The organism is Nocardia higoensis NBRC 100133, assembly GCF_000308595.1.
In the GTDB taxonomy this organism is placed as follows: Bacteria; Actinomycetota; Actinomycetes; order Mycobacteriales; family Mycobacteriaceae; genus Nocardia; species Nocardia higoensis.
The window spans coordinates 1-16,701 of sequence record NZ_BAGA01000170.1 but is presented as its reverse complement, the minus strand read 5'-3'; the positions used below and the strand labels follow the sequence as shown (position 1 = coordinate 16,701).

General features: G+C 67.8%; 22 protein-coding genes. 11 read left to right on the top strand and 11 right to left on the bottom strand.

Translation table 11 applies throughout. From position 1 onward, the window contains the following. Window positions 1–835: 835 nt before the first annotated feature. The 11 genes from ON26_RS27795 to ON26_RS27745 form a co-directional block, all read right to left on the bottom strand. Window positions 836–1,369, bottom strand: coding sequence for a hypothetical protein (locus ON26_RS27795; protein WP_157172038.1), 534 nt, complete (start codon window positions 1,367–1,369; stop codon window positions 836–838). Window positions 1,370–1,374: 5 nt separating this feature from the next. Further along, complete coding sequence (locus ON26_RS27790) at window positions 1,375–1,671, bottom strand: hypothetical protein (RefSeq protein WP_157172037.1); 297 nt, start codon at window positions 1,669–1,671, stop codon at window positions 1,375–1,377. Between the two features lie 134 nt (window positions 1,672–1,805). Beyond that, window positions 1,806–2,609: a ParA family protein gene (locus ON26_RS27785; protein WP_040800712.1), complete on the bottom strand. Its 804-nt coding sequence runs from the start codon at window positions 2,607–2,609 to the stop codon at window positions 1,806–1,808. A 131-nt stretch (window positions 2,610–2,740) separates the two neighbouring features. Then, the gene (locus tag ON26_RS27780; protein WP_157172036.1) at window positions 2,741–3,010 is read right to left on the bottom strand and encodes a hypothetical protein; all 270 of its coding nucleotides are present in this window, start codon (window positions 3,008–3,010) and stop codon (window positions 2,741–2,743) included. 66 nt (window positions 3,011–3,076) lie between these two features. Next, the gene (locus ON26_RS27775; protein ID WP_040800708.1) at window positions 3,077–3,526 is read right to left on the bottom strand and encodes a hypothetical protein; all 450 of its coding nucleotides are present in this window, start codon (window positions 3,524–3,526) and stop codon (window positions 3,077–3,079) included. Then, window positions 3,523–4,005 carry a hypothetical protein gene (locus tag ON26_RS27770; RefSeq protein ID WP_040800706.1) on the bottom strand — a complete coding sequence of 161 codons (483 nt, stop codon included), beginning with the start codon at window positions 4,003–4,005 and terminating at the stop codon, window positions 3,523–3,525. The genes ON26_RS27775 and ON26_RS27770 overlap by 4 nt, the downstream gene beginning before the upstream one ends. Before the next feature lie 119 nt (window positions 4,006–4,124). Further along, the gene (locus tag ON26_RS27765) at window positions 4,125–4,304 is read right to left on the bottom strand and encodes a hypothetical protein (RefSeq protein ID WP_157172035.1); all 180 of its coding nucleotides are present in this window, start codon (window positions 4,302–4,304) and stop codon (window positions 4,125–4,127) included. 62 nt (window positions 4,305–4,366) lie between these two features. Beyond that, entirely contained in the window at window positions 4,367–4,621 is a 255-nt protein-coding gene (locus ON26_RS27760) for a helix-turn-helix domain-containing protein (RefSeq protein WP_040800702.1), read from the bottom strand. A 3-nt stretch (window positions 4,622–4,624) separates the two neighbouring features. Continuing rightward, window positions 4,625–5,626 (bottom strand): replication initiation protein, encoded by a 1,002-nt coding sequence (locus ON26_RS27755; protein ID WP_040800700.1) that lies wholly within the window; start codon window positions 5,624–5,626, stop codon window positions 4,625–4,627. Between the two features lie 74 nt (window positions 5,627–5,700). Further along, a complete protein-coding gene (locus ON26_RS34075) occupies window positions 5,701–6,972 on the bottom strand; it encodes a beta/alpha barrel domain-containing protein (RefSeq protein WP_174375458.1) in 1,272 nt (423 codons plus the stop codon). Window position 6,973: 1 nt separating this feature from the next. Further along, window positions 6,974–7,798, bottom strand: coding sequence for a GntR family transcriptional regulator (locus tag ON26_RS27745; protein ID WP_040800699.1), 825 nt, complete (start codon window positions 7,796–7,798; stop codon window positions 6,974–6,976). Between the two features lie 201 nt (window positions 7,799–7,999). Here ON26_RS27745 and ON26_RS33670 point away from each other — a divergent pair, with 201 nt between their 5' ends. The 11 genes from ON26_RS33670 to ON26_RS27690 all read left to right on the top strand — a co-directional run bounded on the left by ON26_RS33670 (window position 8,000) and on the right by ON26_RS27690 (window position 16,436). Further along, window positions 8,000–8,155 carry a hypothetical protein gene (locus ON26_RS33670; protein ID WP_157172034.1) on the top strand — a complete coding sequence of 52 codons (156 nt, stop codon included), beginning with the start codon at window positions 8,000–8,002 and terminating at the stop codon, window positions 8,153–8,155. Then, window positions 8,152–8,397 (top strand): hypothetical protein, encoded by a 246-nt coding sequence (locus ON26_RS27740; RefSeq protein ID WP_040800697.1) that lies wholly within the window; start codon window positions 8,152–8,154, stop codon window positions 8,395–8,397. Before ON26_RS33670 ends, ON26_RS27740 begins: the two co-directional genes overlap by 4 nt. Window positions 8,398–8,674: 277 nt before the next feature. Next, window positions 8,675–9,391: a hypothetical protein gene (locus ON26_RS27730; protein WP_157172033.1), complete on the top strand. Its 717-nt coding sequence runs from the start codon at window positions 8,675–8,677 to the stop codon at window positions 9,389–9,391. Between the two features lie 2 nt (window positions 9,392–9,393). Further along, window positions 9,394–11,502 carry a type IV secretory system conjugative DNA transfer family protein gene (locus ON26_RS27725; RefSeq protein ID WP_040800691.1) on the top strand — a complete coding sequence of 703 codons (2,109 nt, stop codon included), beginning with the start codon at window positions 9,394–9,396 and terminating at the stop codon, window positions 11,500–11,502. Between the two features lie 26 nt (window positions 11,503–11,528). Continuing rightward, window positions 11,529–12,044: a hypothetical protein gene (locus tag ON26_RS27720; protein ID WP_040800689.1), complete on the top strand. Its 516-nt coding sequence runs from the start codon at window positions 11,529–11,531 to the stop codon at window positions 12,042–12,044. 17 nt (window positions 12,045–12,061) lie between these two features. Next, the gene (locus ON26_RS27715; protein WP_040800686.1) at window positions 12,062–12,577 is read left to right on the top strand and encodes a hypothetical protein; all 516 of its coding nucleotides are present in this window, start codon (window positions 12,062–12,064) and stop codon (window positions 12,575–12,577) included. A 2-nt stretch (window positions 12,578–12,579) separates the two neighbouring features. Continuing rightward, window positions 12,580–14,010 (top strand): hypothetical protein, encoded by a 1,431-nt coding sequence (locus ON26_RS27710; protein WP_040800684.1) that lies wholly within the window; start codon window positions 12,580–12,582, stop codon window positions 14,008–14,010. A gap of 83 nt (window positions 14,011–14,093) precedes the next feature. After that, on the top strand, window positions 14,094–14,609 hold the full coding sequence (locus ON26_RS27705; RefSeq protein WP_040800682.1) for a hypothetical protein: 516 nt from the start codon (window positions 14,094–14,096) through the stop codon (window positions 14,607–14,609). After that, window positions 14,606–15,049, top strand: coding sequence for a hypothetical protein (locus tag ON26_RS27700; protein ID WP_040800680.1), 444 nt, complete (start codon window positions 14,606–14,608; stop codon window positions 15,047–15,049). Before ON26_RS27705 ends, ON26_RS27700 begins: the two co-directional genes overlap by 4 nt. Next, on the top strand, window positions 15,046–15,903 hold the full coding sequence (locus tag ON26_RS27695; RefSeq protein ID WP_040800678.1) for a DUF2637 domain-containing protein: 858 nt from the start codon (window positions 15,046–15,048) through the stop codon (window positions 15,901–15,903). The genes ON26_RS27700 and ON26_RS27695 overlap by 4 nt, the downstream gene beginning before the upstream one ends. An 86-nt stretch (window positions 15,904–15,989) precedes the next feature. Next, the gene (locus ON26_RS27690) at window positions 15,990–16,436 is read left to right on the top strand and encodes a hypothetical protein (protein ID WP_040800676.1); all 447 of its coding nucleotides are present in this window, start codon (window positions 15,990–15,992) and stop codon (window positions 16,434–16,436) included. The last annotated feature ends 265 nt before the right edge of the window (window positions 16,437–16,701 follow it).

Genomic DNA, 16,701 nt, shown 5'->3' with positions numbered 1-16,701 from the left:
CCACGACCGCGACAAAATCTAGCGAATAGGTAGCGACTGGACGGGGAATAGGTAGCGCACGGTGTGGCTACTTTCTGTCGCTCACAACCACCACCCCAACCCGGCCCTGACCTGCGGAAAGGGCGGTGATTCCTGCTCACTCCCACCCCCACCCCCGTTCGACATCTCATACCCACTTCGTGTGCACGAGATGTCGAACGGGGGTGGGGGTGGGAGCAATCAGAAATCAAAAGAACAAAGAAGGTTGGGGTGGGGTGGTAGTTGAGAGAAAAAGAAGGGGTTGGATTGGGAGGGTTGTCGGAAAGTTCGCGAGGCGGTGGGTTGAGCAACGGTGGCGGTGGTGCTGTCGTGTAGGTCGGCGGCGGTCTACAGATCCGCGGCATGCCCGGTGCGCAGGTGTGCGTGGGCGGCGTGAGCGTGCCGGGTGGCGCGACAGCGTGGGCGCTGTCGTCCGCGAGCTGCGCTCGCGCCTGCTTTCCGCCGGGTGTGGCGGGCGGCGCCTCTCCGGTCGGCCTGAAACGGGGCCTATCACGCGGTCACCGGTTATCCAGGGCGCCTACGGCGTCGGCAAGCCGATGGCGCAAGCGCCACCCTGGACAACCGATGCCCGCGTGATCGAAACGCCCCAGGCCGACCGGAGAGACACCACCCACCACGCACTACAGCCACGGCTCCACTACGGAAGGGCTGAGCAGCCGGAGGCTGCTACCGGGGGCCAGCCCCCAGGACCCCCGCCCTCGGCGGGAGCCAGGCGCTCCCAGAGAGGGGTTGGTGCGGACCCGGCGGCAGGAAGGTCTACCGCAACACCACAGCATCCATACCAGTTACTGAGTTGCTATCGGAGTTCGCTCGGCTGGTGAGCAGACTGCGATGTCGGGTGGTACTCGTCCAGCCAAGCCAGTGTTTCGGTCCAACCGACCGCACGAATACGTTCGGTCAGTTCTTCGGCAGCTGCCGGACGAAGAATTCCTGCGCCGGTGCGGTCGAGCAGTCGATAGGCCCGATCGCGCCAAATTCGTTCGGCTCGCTCCGGCCAGCTCACTTCGTCGCCAGCCTTCTCGATCAATTCGCGGGCCGACGACTTCAGGGCACGAGCGGGGTCGGCATCGAGCCACAGCAGTAGTGAGGTGGCCTGTCCGATGTCGGACCAACCACGGCGGTAGCGCAGGTATTTGGCAATTACGGGGGCGAACTCGTGGACGATGGCGTACATGTGCTCGACGGTCGGGCCATCCGGCCACCAGCACAAATACCAGCCCTCATCTGGACCGCGATACTGGCGCTCGATGAGCAGGCCGCCGAGATGGCTATCGAGAAGGTGAGGGAGCCGGGTCATCTGGCGGTACCACTCATCGGTGTACCTGGGCATGTTTTCTACCCTGCCGAGTCGGCGCCGTTGTCGAGTCCTGCTGCGGTGCGGATCGCGGCGGGCAGCAGGGCGGAGTCGATGCCGTGTTTGGCGCAGGCTTCGAGCAGGTACTGGCCGAGGGTGGCCGGCGGTGTACCTCGGTCGAGGGCAGCGGCGGTCTGAACGTTGAGGCTGGCCATGCGCTGGAGGGCTTTGCGTTCTGCGCTGGCCCACGCCAGCGCGGCGTTGCGGTAGGCGACCCGGCCGAGGGCTTCGTCCTGATCCGCAGCGTGCCCCCGCACCACGGAGGGGTGCGCCGTCAACGAGCCAGCACCCGAAGAGGGCCTGACTGGGGCAGGGGGCGGTCCCTCTGGGGCGGGAGCTGGTGGGGCGGGATGCGCGGGCGCGGACCAGGCCGGGTGGCTGTCGGCGAGAGTGGAGCGACGCCGCTTGGCGGTCATGCGATCACTCCGAGCAGGTGGGCGGCGATCGGGCGGAAGGTGTCGTCGGCGAGAACGCGGAGTTTGGCCGGCCCTTCGTCCAGGCCGATCCCCGAGTCCAGCGCGTCGGTGATACCGACCCACAGCGGAATTCGGTGTTGCATCCAGATCGGCACATCGGGAAAGTGCCGAGCCATGCCCTCGATCAGATCCTCGGCGGTGCGGGCCTCGTTGCCGGTCCCGCGCCACTTGTTGACGACCGTGCCGACGATTTCCAGTCCCGGGTTGTGGTAGGCCCGGACCCCGGCGAGGGTCTTGCCGAGCAGGGCGAGCCCGTCAGCGCTCCACCGATGAGCCTCGGTGACGAGCACGGCCGCGTCCGCCGCGGTCAGCGAATTGACCAGCAGCAGACCGAGCGAGGGCGCGTTGTCGATGAGCACCAGGTCGTAGTCGCCGCGCACGGTGGCCAGAGCTTCACGAAGCCGATGCTCGCGCCCGAACGGCGCGGCGGCGATCTTCTGTTCGGCCGTGGCCAGCGTGTCACCGCCCGGCGTGAGATCCACGCCGTCCCAGATGCTCGACACGATGACCTCGCGCAGCTGCACATCACTGCCGGGCACGAGCACATCGGCCACGGTGATGCCGTCGCCGATCGGCTCAGTCAGCAAGGTGGAGCTGGTGTTGCCTTGCGAATCCATGTCTACGACCAGCACCCGAGCATCGTGGTAGACGTGTGCGGCGCGTGCCAGGCACAACGTCGCAGTCGTCTTTCCCACACCGCCCTTTTGGTTCGCCAGAGCGACCACCCGCGCATTGCTCATAGACAGCACGATCCCACACAAGACCCTGACCCGCGTACGGGCGCACGCGGGCGTGTCGCGCGTTGACCTGCGTACCCGGATACGGGTATACGCGCGTACGCACGTACGCGCGTAAGAGTCGGTGGTGAGGGTCAGTTCAGCGTCGCGCGGGCGTCCCGTAGCCCGGCGGCGTGGCAGTACTGATCTTCGACGTCGTTGCCATTGACGATCCGTTTCCGGGTCTCGCACGCGACCGCACGGAGTTCGGCGAGGAGCCGGTGGGCGGTCTTCTCCTGGTGGCCGGCCAGGTACATCGCCCACGGGTCCCACTGGGGCCACGGCCGCCGCCACCGCACCGGGTCGAGGACCTCGATCGGGTCCAGGTGCCCGATCTCGCCGGTGAGTCCTTCGGGGTCATTCATCTCGATCATGCTGCCTGCTCGTGGTTTCGGGTGGCGGTCGAATCAGTGTGCCCTGAACTCCAGTGTTCAGAACGGTGGATCGTCCGGCACGGACGGGGCCCAGGTGATCGGGCATCGTTCGGCCCAGATATCCGGGCGGTTCCGAAAACCGGGAGCGGAGATCAGCTTCCGGGCGCCGCTGTGGTCGAGCAGGCCCGCGGCGTCGAGGGTGCTCACGTAGTCGCGGACGTAGCCGCGGGCGCCGTCGTGCAGGTCGGCCCAGTTCGGCCATTGCCGGTCGACATTGTTGTGGACGAGGGCGGCCAGGTGCTCGGTCGCGGTGGGGTCCAGCGGTGCGTCCGGAACAGAGGGCGGCCAGGTGATCAGCCCGGCGTTGATGAGCCCGGCGGCCAGTTTCAGGTAGTTGTGCTCCTGCTCGGCATCGAGGTCAGCCCAGGTCCCCGGCTCGCCCAGGTCGGCGTTGTCGCTGGCGTGCACCACCAGGGCGACGGCGTGCACCGCGTCCGGGCCGGTCATTCGTCGCCTCCGTCCAGGACCGCGCGTGCCCGGTCGGTGTCGTGGAACTTCCCGACGTATTTCTCTTGGTCGGCGATCTTGCGTTTGTACCAGTCCAGGGCGCCCTGCTTGGTCACGCCGAGGGCGTCGCCGATGACGGTCCAGGAGTCCCCGGACTCCCGCGCCTCCTGCATCACCGACCAGCGGCGCCCGGTCAGGAACTCGACCAGCCGCCGGTTGGCCTCCAGCGCCTGGGTCGGGGTGACGTTGGCGACCGAGTCGATATCACGCTGCAGCGCTGCACGGCTGGCGTCGGGGTCGGCCAGATTCAGGGTGCCGGCGTCGAGCTTGGCCAGGGTCTCGCGTAGCAGCCGGAGGAAGCCGTAGGTGTCCCAGGCCGCGTGCAGCGGGCGCTCGTCGCCGTGGCGCAGCACCGCGGCGATATCGGTTCCGGCGGGCAGGTAGCCGCGGCGGTCGGTCTCGAAGTGCGGAATGTCCATGAGACAAGTTTACTTGACGCGACCAGTTTTCTTGACGCTTTCGGCAAGTTTTCTTACCGAACATGCGTGCGATTTCTGACCTCCGATAAGCGGGGCTTATCGGAGGTCGGCAACCTCTATTAGGCGGCGGATACGCGATGGATAGAGGCGAGCTTCTCGGTCGGGACCGCGAACACTCGATTGTTGCCCCCTGAGTTTTCTGCGTCGAAGAAGATGACCAGCTCACCTACTTCCTTGAACTGGTCTGCCTCGACAGTCGTGTCCATGAGGCCTTGGATTTTCACTACGAACGTGGCCATGCTCATCCCTCCGGTTGAAGATCAATCCGCAGGAGGCTACGCCCACTGTCCGACATCTACATCTAGTCAGCTCGGACCGGGACACGCAGCAGGGATGAGACCGATCCGATTCCGACGCCCAGTTCGTCGGCAATCTGACGATAGGTGGCCCCCTCGGCGCGCAGCTTCTGCGCGCGACGTCGCTTCTCTTCTGCTCGCGACTCGTAATCCGCACGGGGTTCGGCAATCATGCGACGGATCGTGCGGTCCGATGCGCCGAACTGCTCGGCGAGTTCGCGTGCGGTCTTCGTACGGCGTACTGGTGTCTTTGCAGGCATCTGTCATCCCTTCAAGGCAGCAGCGATGATCGCGTCCAGATCGAATTTTCGCGCATTTCGCTGTGCTGCGGCAGTCTTGGCCTCCGAGGTGGCCCGTCCTCCGACGCGACCGCGCCGGGCGAGTTCCTCGGTCGGAATCGTCGGTCCGACGACCAGACCGCCATTGCGCCCGCGAATAGCTTGGATCTCGCGGAACGTGTGCTTGATGTTGCGCCAGGTCCAGGTAGCGATGCTTCGTCCGATCTGGTTGACTTCCCCCTCCAGCATCGGTCCTTTGTCGAAGGCGGATCCGACAACATCGAGGTTCCGATCCCAGGCGTAGTCCTGGACGACTTGGATCCAGTCCTCAAGTTGTTCGTAGTCACCGCGGCGCCGGTAGCTCCACCTCCGAGATAGCTCGAAGAGTTCGACATTGCGTCCTGCGGAGCTGGTTCGGAGTGCCTTGCGGCGCTGCATGGTGGTTTTGTACTTCGGCAGGGCGCCAAGCTCATCCAGCGGGCCCGCGATGTCCTTGAGCTTGTAGACCGCATAGTCTGGGCCCCAGAGGGTCAAATGGTCCGCGTGACGAGGGTTTTTGGTAGTCCGGCAGCCATACGCGACATCTCCCGCCAGTACATCGTTCAGACCTGCCTCGATACGGCTGAGTAGGTTGACAGGCGCCCGCCGAGCAGCATCGGTCATGATCACTGGAGTTTCGAGCGCGTACACGATGTGTCCAGACCGCGTGTGTCGGTTCAGTGCGATGTAGGACGGCTGAGGGAGGCCCGTGTGGGCGACGATCTCATCGGCCATCCCACCGTCGTGATCCGTAATCACCAGAGATCGCGCCGCGGACGGGTTGGACTCGATATACGGGAGCGTTAGTGCACGCTCGCGTGAGGTCCGGTAGTACCCGCCGGACTTCGACTTGCCCGCGAGCGGTCGTCGTGGAAGCCAGTACTCCTCGAACGGGAGCGGCGGGGCGTCGACTTCGATCCAGTCAGCGTCCGTGACCTCGATCTGCATGGGGGGAGTCTGCCTCAATTCCCTCGATTGATGAAGTAGGACACGCCAAGCAAGGCCAAATCCGGTAGTTCCACCTAGCCCTGCTGGACATCTCGTTCCCCGCACACGCTTTTGATCTGCTTGAGCAGCCACTGTCGCTTGGCCGATCGGCTCGGCAACTGGTCCAGCTCCTCTTGCACACGATCTACCTCTAGTTGAACAAGAGAGATGCTGCGCGGCGGGAGGGTATCAAGCCGCGCAGCCAACGGTGTGGCTACGACACCTGATGCTCCAGCTTGGATCGACTCACGGATTCGGCGAGAGGAGCCATCCCACAGCGCGAAGTCTGGGGCGCCGCGTTGAATCTGCCGGATCTCCTGAAGTTGAATCTTGGCGAGTTTCCCGCCAGTGGGCAGGTGTCCGGCGGATGTAGCCCAGGCTGCCAGCTCCGGTGTGAAGGGATGGCCGAGCAGGGTGGGGTGGCTGTAGATGGTGCTGCCTGCTGGCAGTTCCTCAAGGAAATGCTGTGCGCCATGGAGGTCCGCCGCGGTCATGGCCGCCATGGGGGTCACGTGCCGGTCAGCTGCTGTACGAAAATCGTCATCGGACCATGCGCAGGCGAGCAGTCGGGGGGCGTCGACCGCTTCCAGCCAGGCGTCGAGCACGGCCGCGCGTTCCTGGGCGGTCAGCAGGTCGCCGGAAGTGGTTGAGCCGTTGAGTAGGAAGCGGTCGACCCAGCCGCTGCTGGCGGCGACCGCGTAGCGGCGCGTGGCAGGGAGGTCGAGTGTGCCGTCATCGTGCACCAGGTGCAGTGCCGGGACCACGATGGTGCACCCGGCCACCTGCGTTGCTTGCTGAATTTGGCTGGCGGCGTCATCAGGTGCGGTTTCAGCGGTGTCGATTCGGAGGTCCGCGATAGTCAGCGGTGGGGTGGCATCCCAGGCTTCCAGTCGGTCGGCGGTGTCCCCGGTGTTCCGGGCGGCGATCCGTGCCGCGGCGATGTCGCGGGGGCACGACAGCTCGACTACGACCCAGCGGGTAGCGGGCATGGCGTTGAGAAGGGCGTCGACCGCTTCGGGTTGGCCGACGTGCAGAACGGGGATGTGGCCGGCCGCGAGCATCGAGCCCAGCTCCGGACGGTCGATCACATAGGTCGAGGAGTAGCGGCGATTTGAGTAGATGACCGCCCCGGCAGTAGTGAGGCGGTCGAGGTCGGCGGTTGAGGCCATCCTGTAGCCGGTGGTCCTGCCGGGCCCGATCTTCATGCGTTGGTAGAGGCGGCAGCGCGGATCAAGCGCACCGAGCGCGGCGGTCACGGTGTCTTTGCCTGATGCTGGCGCGCCGTACATCACGATTGCGGTATCCATGTCACTCCGTCAGGGACTTGAGCAAGGTCTGCGCTTGCTCGCGTAGCGGGGCCGAGTCGGCGTCGTTGACGACGATGGTGTGATCCCAGGCCGGGGTGAATTGGAGATCGAGGCCACTGGTGTAGTCGGCCCAGTGGTCGAGCTTCCAGCTGTCGCGGGCGGCGCCGCGTCGGCTGATGTATGAGTGCATCGTTTCGGCATTGCAGCGGATCCAGACCGCGGTCAGGTCTGCGCCGAGAGTGTCTAGTTCGACGGCGGTTCGCCGGAACCATGCTTCCGATGCGAACTCTTTGACGTACGGCGCGGTGGCGATGACGCTGACGCCACAACCGACGTTCTCTCGGACCACCGCCGCGAGGCATTCGTATTCGGCCGGCCGAATGTGCGTCATGTACAGCTCCGACTCGCGGTCGCTCGCGGTGCTGCCGAGCTGGCTCAGCGCCATGTCCACGACGTGGCGGGTGATGGTGTCCTTGTCCAGCATCGCCCAGCCGCTCAGCCGGGCCAGTGTCCGCCCGAACTCGGTTTTCCCGCTGCCTGCGTAGCCGCCGACGTAGATGACCTGGGGGCGGCCAGCCCGTCGCCGCGGCGTGCCAGGAGTTGCCGTTTCGGCCACGATGCGGCCCGAGCGCGGCCTGCTGACGACCAGGCCGTCCTTCTCGAGAAGGGCCATTGCGTCGTTGATCGGAGCCACGGATACGCCGAACTGTGCCGCGAGAGCGCGTGTGCTGGGCAACTTCTGGCCAGGCCGCAGCCGCCCTGCCTCGATCTCGTTGCGCAGCTCCCTGGCGATCTGCCGGTGTCGCGCCTCTCCGGTGTCGTCCATATACCCTCCTCGGCCGTTGCTGTCCACTGAAACCTATCAGTTGGTACCACCACAATTTGCGGTCATACGTCGTCTCTGCCTGCCTGTATTCGCGAATCTGTGACCAAAAGCGCGACAATCACTAGACATCAGATGGCATCAGGTTTAGCTTAGGAGGCATCAGAAAATCAATCTGATGTCTCACTGAGAGAAGGTGATGCCATGCAGTCCGCAGTGTTGGTCTTGATGGCGGTAGTGGCGGTGTCCGCGCTTGCCGCTCCAGGTCTGGTGATCGGCACTCTGATGCTGATCGCGTTCGTGTGGGTGGGGTGGCGGCTGGTCCGTTCGTCCCTGATGAGCCGCCGGGTACGGCGATGATCGGCCCCGTCCTGAAGACCGATGCGGCCGTGATGTCAGCCGGATCGAGGGCATTCGGCGCACTGCCGCCGGGCGTGCGCCTGGTCCTGATCGGTGTGGCGCTGTTGGTGGGCATGGCCGGATGCACCGCGGCGTGGGTGGACCAGCAGGACTACCGGCCGTCGCCGAACATCTGCCGCCCGCATGAGGTCACGCGCACCGACTGCCAGCACGTCGAGCGCGTCCCGGTCGAGGTGCGGTGATGAGCCGCCCGAAGTCCCCCCGCCCTGAGGTCGCATCGGGGGTGCCGACACCGATCACCGAGCTTGCGCACCTGGCGCCTGCCGCGCGGCGGCTCGGCCAGACCGATCGGGTGATCCGCGTGGACGCCGGAGAGCCGCAGAAGGTCCGGACTCCGGGCCGTCGTCCTGGTCAGTGGCTGATGTCGGGGGAGCCGGTCTCGGCGGCGGGGTGGTCGCCGTTGGCGGCTCACCTGCCCAGCCGCGACATGGCCGATCGCAGTGAGGGAGGGCATGACCGATGAGGCAGCTTTCGCCGCGTGACATGACCGTCCTGACGGTTCTGGCGGAGATGTACGGGGCGCCACTGGATCTGGTGGCCCGGATGCTCGGCACATCGCGGTCCCGCACGTACAAGGTCGCTGCGCGGTGGGCGGATGCGGAGATGGTGTCGCCTGTGCGGGTGACGCCGGTGCCGGGCCCGGCGTGGGTCTTCCCGACCCGGACGGCAGTCGAGGCGTTGACCGGTCGCCCGGCGCGGGCGTGGGTGCCGACACCGAAGATGGCCGCGCACGTGCGGGCCGTGCTGGAACTGCGCCTGGCGCTGGTGGATCTGGACTTGGATCGCTGGATCTCCGAGCGGGCATTGCGCGCCGAGGTCGGGCCGACGAAGGCCGGGACACCGCGCCCGCACATTCATGACGGCCGCTACATCACCGGCTCCGGAGAACTCCGCGCGGTCGAGGTGGAGCTGACCCCGAAGAACCTGACGGCGGCGAAATCGGCGCTGGCGCAGTCGGTGCAGGCCGCCCGTACTGCGGGCTGTGACGGGGTGACTTACTACTGCCGCAGCCAGGCCGTGAAGAACGTGATCCGCACCGCTGCTGGTGCTTTGGACCTCTCGGACGGGCCGAAGGTCCGTCTGGCCGATCTGGACGAGGTACTGGCCTCGTCGGCTCCACGCCCCGGCCTTCGGGTGATCGAGGGCGGCGCCACCGATATCGAAAGGGCGGTCTGATCATGACCTGCGAACCGATCCTGACCACCACCGACTGCGCACCGTACGCACCGACCCCGGAACCCGTTCCGACCGAAACCCCCGACATCGGTATCGACCCGACCATGCCGCCGATCGGCTTGTCGTTCGACCCGCTGGGCTGGCTGCCGGACTTCTCGGCATGGAGCTGGGACAGCGTGGCCGATCACTCGCTGTTGGCCGCCGCGTGCGTGGTGTGCGTGCTGGCCGGGGTGCTGGCGATCCTGTTCCCGGCGTCGCTGCTGGCCTGGTCGCCGAAGCGGATGCGGAACTGGTTGTTCGCGTCGGTGGCAGCGATGCCCGGTGCGGCGGCGTTGTGGGCGTGGGACGCCTACGAGCCGGTGCGGCAGTTCACCGCGGGCTCGGCGGATTTCCTGGCCGGGCAGTATGTGGCCGGGCTGCTCGGCATGAGCGTGCTGCTGGTTCCCGCGGCGTGGGTGACGGCGATGATCCTGCACACCCGCCGCCGCGTGCAGCTGGCCACGGTGGGGCTGTCGTCTCCGGCCCGCACCGAGCGGGCGCTGTGGGCGCAGGCCCAGCGCGAACAGCGCGCCGCCGCCAGGCTGTCGCGTCGCCGCCTGCCGCACACCACCGGAGGGCTGAACCCGGACCTGGTGATCGGGCGCCTGGCGGTCGAGCACGACCAAGCCCCGGCCCGGTCGATGGCCCGGCAGTTGGCCGGCCGCGCCGAGTCACGGCTGATCGTGCCGTGGATCAATGTCGCCGAGCACGAGACCACCGTCGCCGGTTCGGGGTCGGGCAAGACGACGTTGATGCAGCGGATGACGTTGTCCTGGTTCGTCGCGACCTGGACCCGGCACCGGCAGTGGTGGCGGATCAAGGACCGCCCGGGGCGTCCGCTGCTGATCTTCGTGGACTGCAACGGCGGCCCGGAGTCCCGCAAAGTCGCTGCCCGCGTGCGGAAGTGGTTCGGTGCTCTCGGGGTCCGGGACGACCGGATCGGGGTCTTCCCCGATGCGGTGGCGCTGAGCATGTGGCCGGGCAGCGATTTCGATCAGCTGCCGGTCAAAAAGCAGAAGGCCGTCGTGGACGATCTGCGGTCGATCCTGTCGGCGATGATCTCCGGCGGCAGCACGCCGACCACCGACACCGAGAAGTACTTCCACGAGATCCGCGAGACCCTGATCCACCTGGTCGTGGACGCCCCGGCGAAAGTCGAGGTCATCGACGGCGTGCCGACTCCGATCGGGCACAACCCGCCGCGGTCGTGGATCGAGTTCCTGTCCCGGATGCACGCCGAACCTCTGGCACGGCTGTGGGGCGGACCGTTCGGTGCCGCCCCGTGGCCGGGTGTACCGGGCGCGGACATGGAGATCAGCGCGACGATGGACGGCAAGCAGCCGGTCATGATCTCCGCCCTCGCGGAGTTCTCCAACCTGTACCGGGCGCTGGGTGATGCGTTCGACGGCGACAAGCAGCTGACCGATTTCGACGTGCTCTACATCGTCCTGGAGGGCGTGAAGACCCCGGACCGGGCCCGCGCCCAGTTCGGCGCCCTGGGAACGATGTTCGAGCAGCTGGCCGACAAGCAGCACGGCCGCACGGCGCTGATGGTCGTCGACGAGTTCTCCGCAGTCAGCGACGGCAAGACCCGCGCGGTGAAGTGGGTCGAGCGCCTGCGCAAGGCCGGAATCGGCACCTGGTGGATCGCCCAATCCTGGCATGGCCTGGGCCACGACGACGACAACCGGCAGGCACTGGTTGCCGCTGCATCGGGCGGCAGTCTGCTGATGCGCAGCAGCGATCCGGAGACCATCGCCAAGATCTACGGCACCCGCCACAAGTTCGAGCTGAGCCGCAAGCTGATCGGCGGCACCCGCGACGGCGACGAGGGCAATGTCCAGTCCTCCGATCGGTTCCTGGTCGACCCGAACCGCCTGCGCGCCATGCAGAAGGGCGACGTGGTGCAGGTCTCGGGCGGCCGTGCCCGCTGGGGCCGGGTCAGCCCGCTCGATGACGCCGAACTCAAGCGGCTGCGCCCGCTGCCCGGCATCGACCGGTTCGCCGAAACCACACCCGACGCCGACGCCCTGGCGCCGGTGATCGACCTGACCAAGCGCCGTCCGGCGTAACCGCTACACCCCAAGGAGATCCCGTCATGTCCATGCCGAACCCATCCGACCACGACGACGACACCGGCGAGGAGCTACTGGGCGGCAGGCAGACCGCCCGCGAAGCCGAGATCCTGGCTGCCCTGTCCGCCGACCTGGAGGGCAGCGAGGTCGAAAAACTCGCCGCCCAGCTGCTCGTTCCCGTCGTCCCGGACGGCGGCTCGATCGGCCGCACCGTCGCCCCGCACGTCGACCGCCTCACCAAGGCCCGCGACTGGACCCGCATCTGGGGTCCCGCGCTGGCGACCACCGGCGCGGCCGGCGTCGCGGTGGCGGTCCTGCCCCTGCCCGGCCCGCTGGCCCTCTACGTCCTCGCCCTGGCCGCGTTCGCCTGGTGGCACTGCGCCGGACGCCCCGGCGCGGTCGAAACCGTGCGGATGCTCGGCCACGCCATCGGCGACGCCGGTTCCTGGATCCGCCGCCACATCGAATCGCTGGCGCGGTGGCGGGCCCGCTACGAGACCCTCCGCACCAAGACCACCCCCGCCCCCGAAACCGACTGACAGACAGGGAGATCGACATGCACATCGTGATGTTCGAAGGCGAAGCCGCTGCCGCGCGGCGCTGGCTCAAGGACGACGCCGACGCCTACGCCCGGGACTGGACCGACGCCGAGGAATTCGGCGACTACCTCGACACCCTGTCCCCGGCCCAGCTGCGCGCCCTGATCCAGAAGACCTGGGGTTCCTGGCAGGAGTGGCGCGTCGCCGCCGCCGAGTCCATCGCCGAGTTCGCCGCCATCGAGGCCGCGCAGTGGCAGGCCGAGTTCGACCAGGCCGCCGGTCAGCGACTGTACGGCCGGTACATGCGCGCCGCTCAGGGGTGGGTGTCGTGCGGTCGGACCGGCGCCGAGGCCGCCGCCGCCCTGGGTGACCGCGTCCTCGAGAACCACCGCGACGGAGAGCCCTGGTCGCAGATCGCCGCCCGGATCGGCGTACCGCGCCACGTCGCCGTCGTGTGGGCGGCCGAAGCCCGTACCCGCAACACGCTGCGCGGCATCCGCCGCCAGCTCACCACCACCGAGAAGGAGAAGTGATCATGTCCGATCGCAGCGTCGAGGACGAAATGATGGCCGAAATGGGCAAGTTCAGCGTGGCCATGCGGGCGGCCATCTCCCGCCATGCGCAGGCCGCGAACTGGCTGGAGCGCCGTAAGGCCCGCAAGGAGATCTCGCGGCTGGTGCGCACCGAGCGCCGCGAGGCCGACCACGCCCGCACCCAGCACAAGGACTGGACCTCGCAGGCGGTCAACCGGTACCGCATCCACGCCCAGACCGTCGCCCTGCGGGCCAACGACCCGACCGTGGACCACACCCGCCGTGCCCGCGATGCCTGGTCGCTGGCCGAGCACCGCGCCGACCTGGCCCGGATGTTCGTCACCAACGGCCACCTGACCACAACCGAACGCGGCATCGCCCTCGACGGTCTGGACGCGGCCACGGTGTTCCCGGAGTACGAGACCGGGAACCTGTTCAACCGGGCACACAAGGTCAAGGGCATCGAAGCCCTGCGCTACCGCGCCCAGGTCGCCCGCACTCAACAGCAGCTCGGCATCGACCGTCACGCCGCAAGCCAGTGGCGGCGAGACCAGCCGCAGCGCGTGGCAGGAGCGCAGACACTGGCGTGGACGCAGGACCAGGCGGTACAGGGCTTGCGCTCGGCCCAGCTGGAGTGGGATGCCCTCAGCCCGGGTGCGAACGAGCAGGGTCGGGCGCGCTTGACCGAGCAGTGGCGCGACGCTGCTCGGGCGGCGGAGAAGGCGGGCCTGACACCGGAACGGATCGAGCAGGAATTCGCCGACGCTCAGCAGAATTCGCAGTTCGTCGCGACGGTCAGCTCTCTGCCGCACCCACAGGCACCACTGCGGGACCTGCGGCAGGAATCCTCGTACCACCCGAGCGAGGCCGAAGCGATCGCGTGGACCGAACGCCATGTGCGGGAGGGCAAATGGACGCGGGATACCGCCCTGCGCGCTGATGTGATGCACCGCGACGACCGGGACAACTCGCTGCGCACGACGCTCGGACGTCCGGAGCGGGTCGCTGCGGCGGTGCGGGAGTGGGCCCGCGACGGGCAGGACCGGCCGATGATGCAGCCCAGCCGGGCGACCCGCGAGGCATCAGCGCCCGACCGGGAGACCGACCGGGTGCGCGAGGAACGGGACTCGTTGAAGTCGCGTCTGGCTCTGTCAATCGAGCACAACGGCAGCCTGGCCGACCAGAACGCTCAGCTGACACGGCAGCTGACCGAGATGTCTGCTGAGCGGGACCGGCTGCGTGGTGAACGCGATGAGGCGGTGCAGAAGCTCGCGGAGCGGACACCGGCCGCTGAGCGGCTGGGCAGCCCGGAGCGGCAGGCCGAGGCAGCCCGCGCCGCCACACAGCAGCAGACGGCGACCGTCTGGTCACCGCTGGCCCGTCACTACGCCATGGCCAACAACGGCCATGACCGCGAGGGCATGGACCGCTGAATTCCCCCAGATGGCAGGCCGGACGAGGCAACGCCCGGCCTGCCCACGGTCCGACAAACAACCATCACGAAGGAGCCGAACCAATGACCGACATTACCCCCACCAGCAGGAACGACTACGAGGTCGAGTCGCTGACCGAGCAGCAGATGCGCTCGGACTTCATGCACGCCCAGCGCTACATGTCACGCGATCCGGAGGACTACGACCCGGCCGACAGCGTGGATCACGCGGAGTATGCCGGGCCCTGGCTCGACCGCGGCGACGAGTGGACCGACCACTGGTTCTACCTGTCGGACGCGACGGATCGGTGGACTGCGGACCCCGAGGCAGCTGTGAAGCTGGCCCAGGCCCGCGAGGACGCCCACCACACGACCCCAATCGAGCGTCGCAGCGAAGAGCAAGCCCGCTACATCGCCACCCACGGCATCGAGCGCGACGAGTCCGGCCTGCTGACCTCGCACTACGTCACCCGCCTCCACGACCGCCCCGGCATGGACGCGGGCGGCGCGGCCCCGTGGTCGCCGCTGGCCGCCCACCGACACAGCTACCTGTCGGGGAACACCCTGGCGAACACCGAGCGAGACGGGATGGAGCGGTGAACGCCCCGGCCGTCGAGACCACGATGCCCGCCCAAGCCACGACCACCGAGCAGGTGAGCGCGCGGGCGTCGGCGCCGCGGTCGCAGGCCGTGCGCCCGGTCTGCACTGCCCCGGTGCAGTTGTCGAAGTCAGCCACCACCATTCGGCCGGCCACCGGCGAGCTCAGCCGCGCCGAGCTGGTCGAGCGGCTGACCGCTGCCAACCAGCGAGCGGCCGAACTCGAAGAGCAGCTGTCGATCACCGGCGCCGCGCTCGATGACGCCGAGCACCGCGCGGCGCAGCTGGAAGACCGTAACCGAGAACTTGCCAGCGACTTGGACAACGCCTTGGACCAGTTGGCCGGGCACGCCCTGCACGCCGAGCAAGAACGCCTGATCCGGACCCCGGCGTGGAGTCCGTGGCCGGTGTCCACCACTGATCGAGAGGGATTCGACCGATGAACGACACTCTGTCGCTGTCCGGCGACACCATGTCGCCCCACCGCGTACCCGTGTCGCCTGCCGGTGGCGCGGTGTCGCCGCCGCCGTCGCCTCCGGCTTGGAATGTCGCCGAGATTGTCGCCTTGCTGTCGCTCGCGGCGGTCAGCATCGCGGCGTTCTCGTGGTCGGCGATCGCGCTGCACGGCGTGGCGGTGATGTCCGGCATCGACTCCAGGCTGGCGTGGGGAGCGCCGGTGATCGTGGACGGGCCGATCATCCAGGCCGCTTTCAGCCTGGTTGCGCTGGACCGCCGCGCCAAGATCGGTGTGCCGATCCCGAAGTCCACACGCCGGTTCTTCTGGATCGAGCTCGCCGCCGCTGAGCTGGTGTCTTTGGTCGGAAACGGCGTCCACGCCTGGACTTCGGACAACCTGAAACTGGCACCACTGGCCGCCGCCGCGGTCGCAGGCGCGGCACCGATCGCCGCCCTCGCCGTCACCCACGCATTGACCGCCCTGATGGAGGTCCCCCGCGCGCCGGAACCCGAGGCGACACCCGTGGTCACCGAAGGCGACGCCGTGGCGACCTCGCGCGAGGAGCAGGCGACACCGCCCCTGACCGAGGCGACAGCCCCGGAGCAGGAGGCGACACCGGAGTCGCCTGACCCGACCGCTGAACGCGACGCCCAGGTCTGGCGGCTGCATCAGGCCGGTCACTCCTACCGCGAAATCGCCCCGCTCGTGGGTCTACACCCGGGGACGGTCGGCAAGGTCGTCAACCGGCTCAAGGCCGAACGCGACGACAGCGACACCGGCGACGGTCTGCGCCTGCTGCCTGGCGGCGCCCCGCAGCTCGCCTTGCCGAGCAGTAACTGACACCCATCCGCCGGGGGGCGAGCAGCGTCGCCCGCCCCCACCATCCCGCACCACTTCCACATCGAATCCGAAAGGGACTGATCCTCATGACCAACGCACTGACCGACCTGGACCAGATCAACGCCGAGCTGATGAGCCAGGGCGCTCGCAACCCATTCGGCCGGGACATCGAGATCGGCGCCCAGGTGTCCGGCGAGATCGTCGCGGTGGTGCGTCGGCACCGCCACAACTCGAAGGGGCAGCCGCTGTTCTGGGTCAACCGCCGGCCGATGGTCGCGCAGGCCGGTGATCCGGTGATCGACTCCCAGCTGATCCTCGAGACCGACGAGCACGCTGACGAGCAGGACGAGGGCTTGCGCGCGATCACGCTGGATCGTGACGTGCAGCGCGCGATCAGCGGCGGTGTCCGCCGGGCCCGGTCCGGTGGCCTTGCGATCGGCGGACGGCTGGAGGGCCTGATGTATGTCGGCCAGGCCGAGAACGGCCCCGGTCGGGTCTACGACCTGAGCGCCTACGTGCCGCCGGTCGAGTAGCGCCACCACCCAACGAAGCCCCGGTCGAGAATTCGGCCGGGGCTTCGTCGTGTTCACGGCCAATCGGCTGCTTCTCCCCGACCTTTCCCCTGGCCCTTCCTCCGTAGGCAAAACGAGTCCGGACCGGTGATCGCTCAAGGGTGGCCGAAGGCCATCGGCGCAGCCGACGCGACGCAGGAGCGCCCTTGAACGGTCGCCGGTCCGGACTCACGCTGTAGGCCGAGGAAGGGGCTTCCTGCCGTGGTTTCGTGGTCGGCCGTGGTGT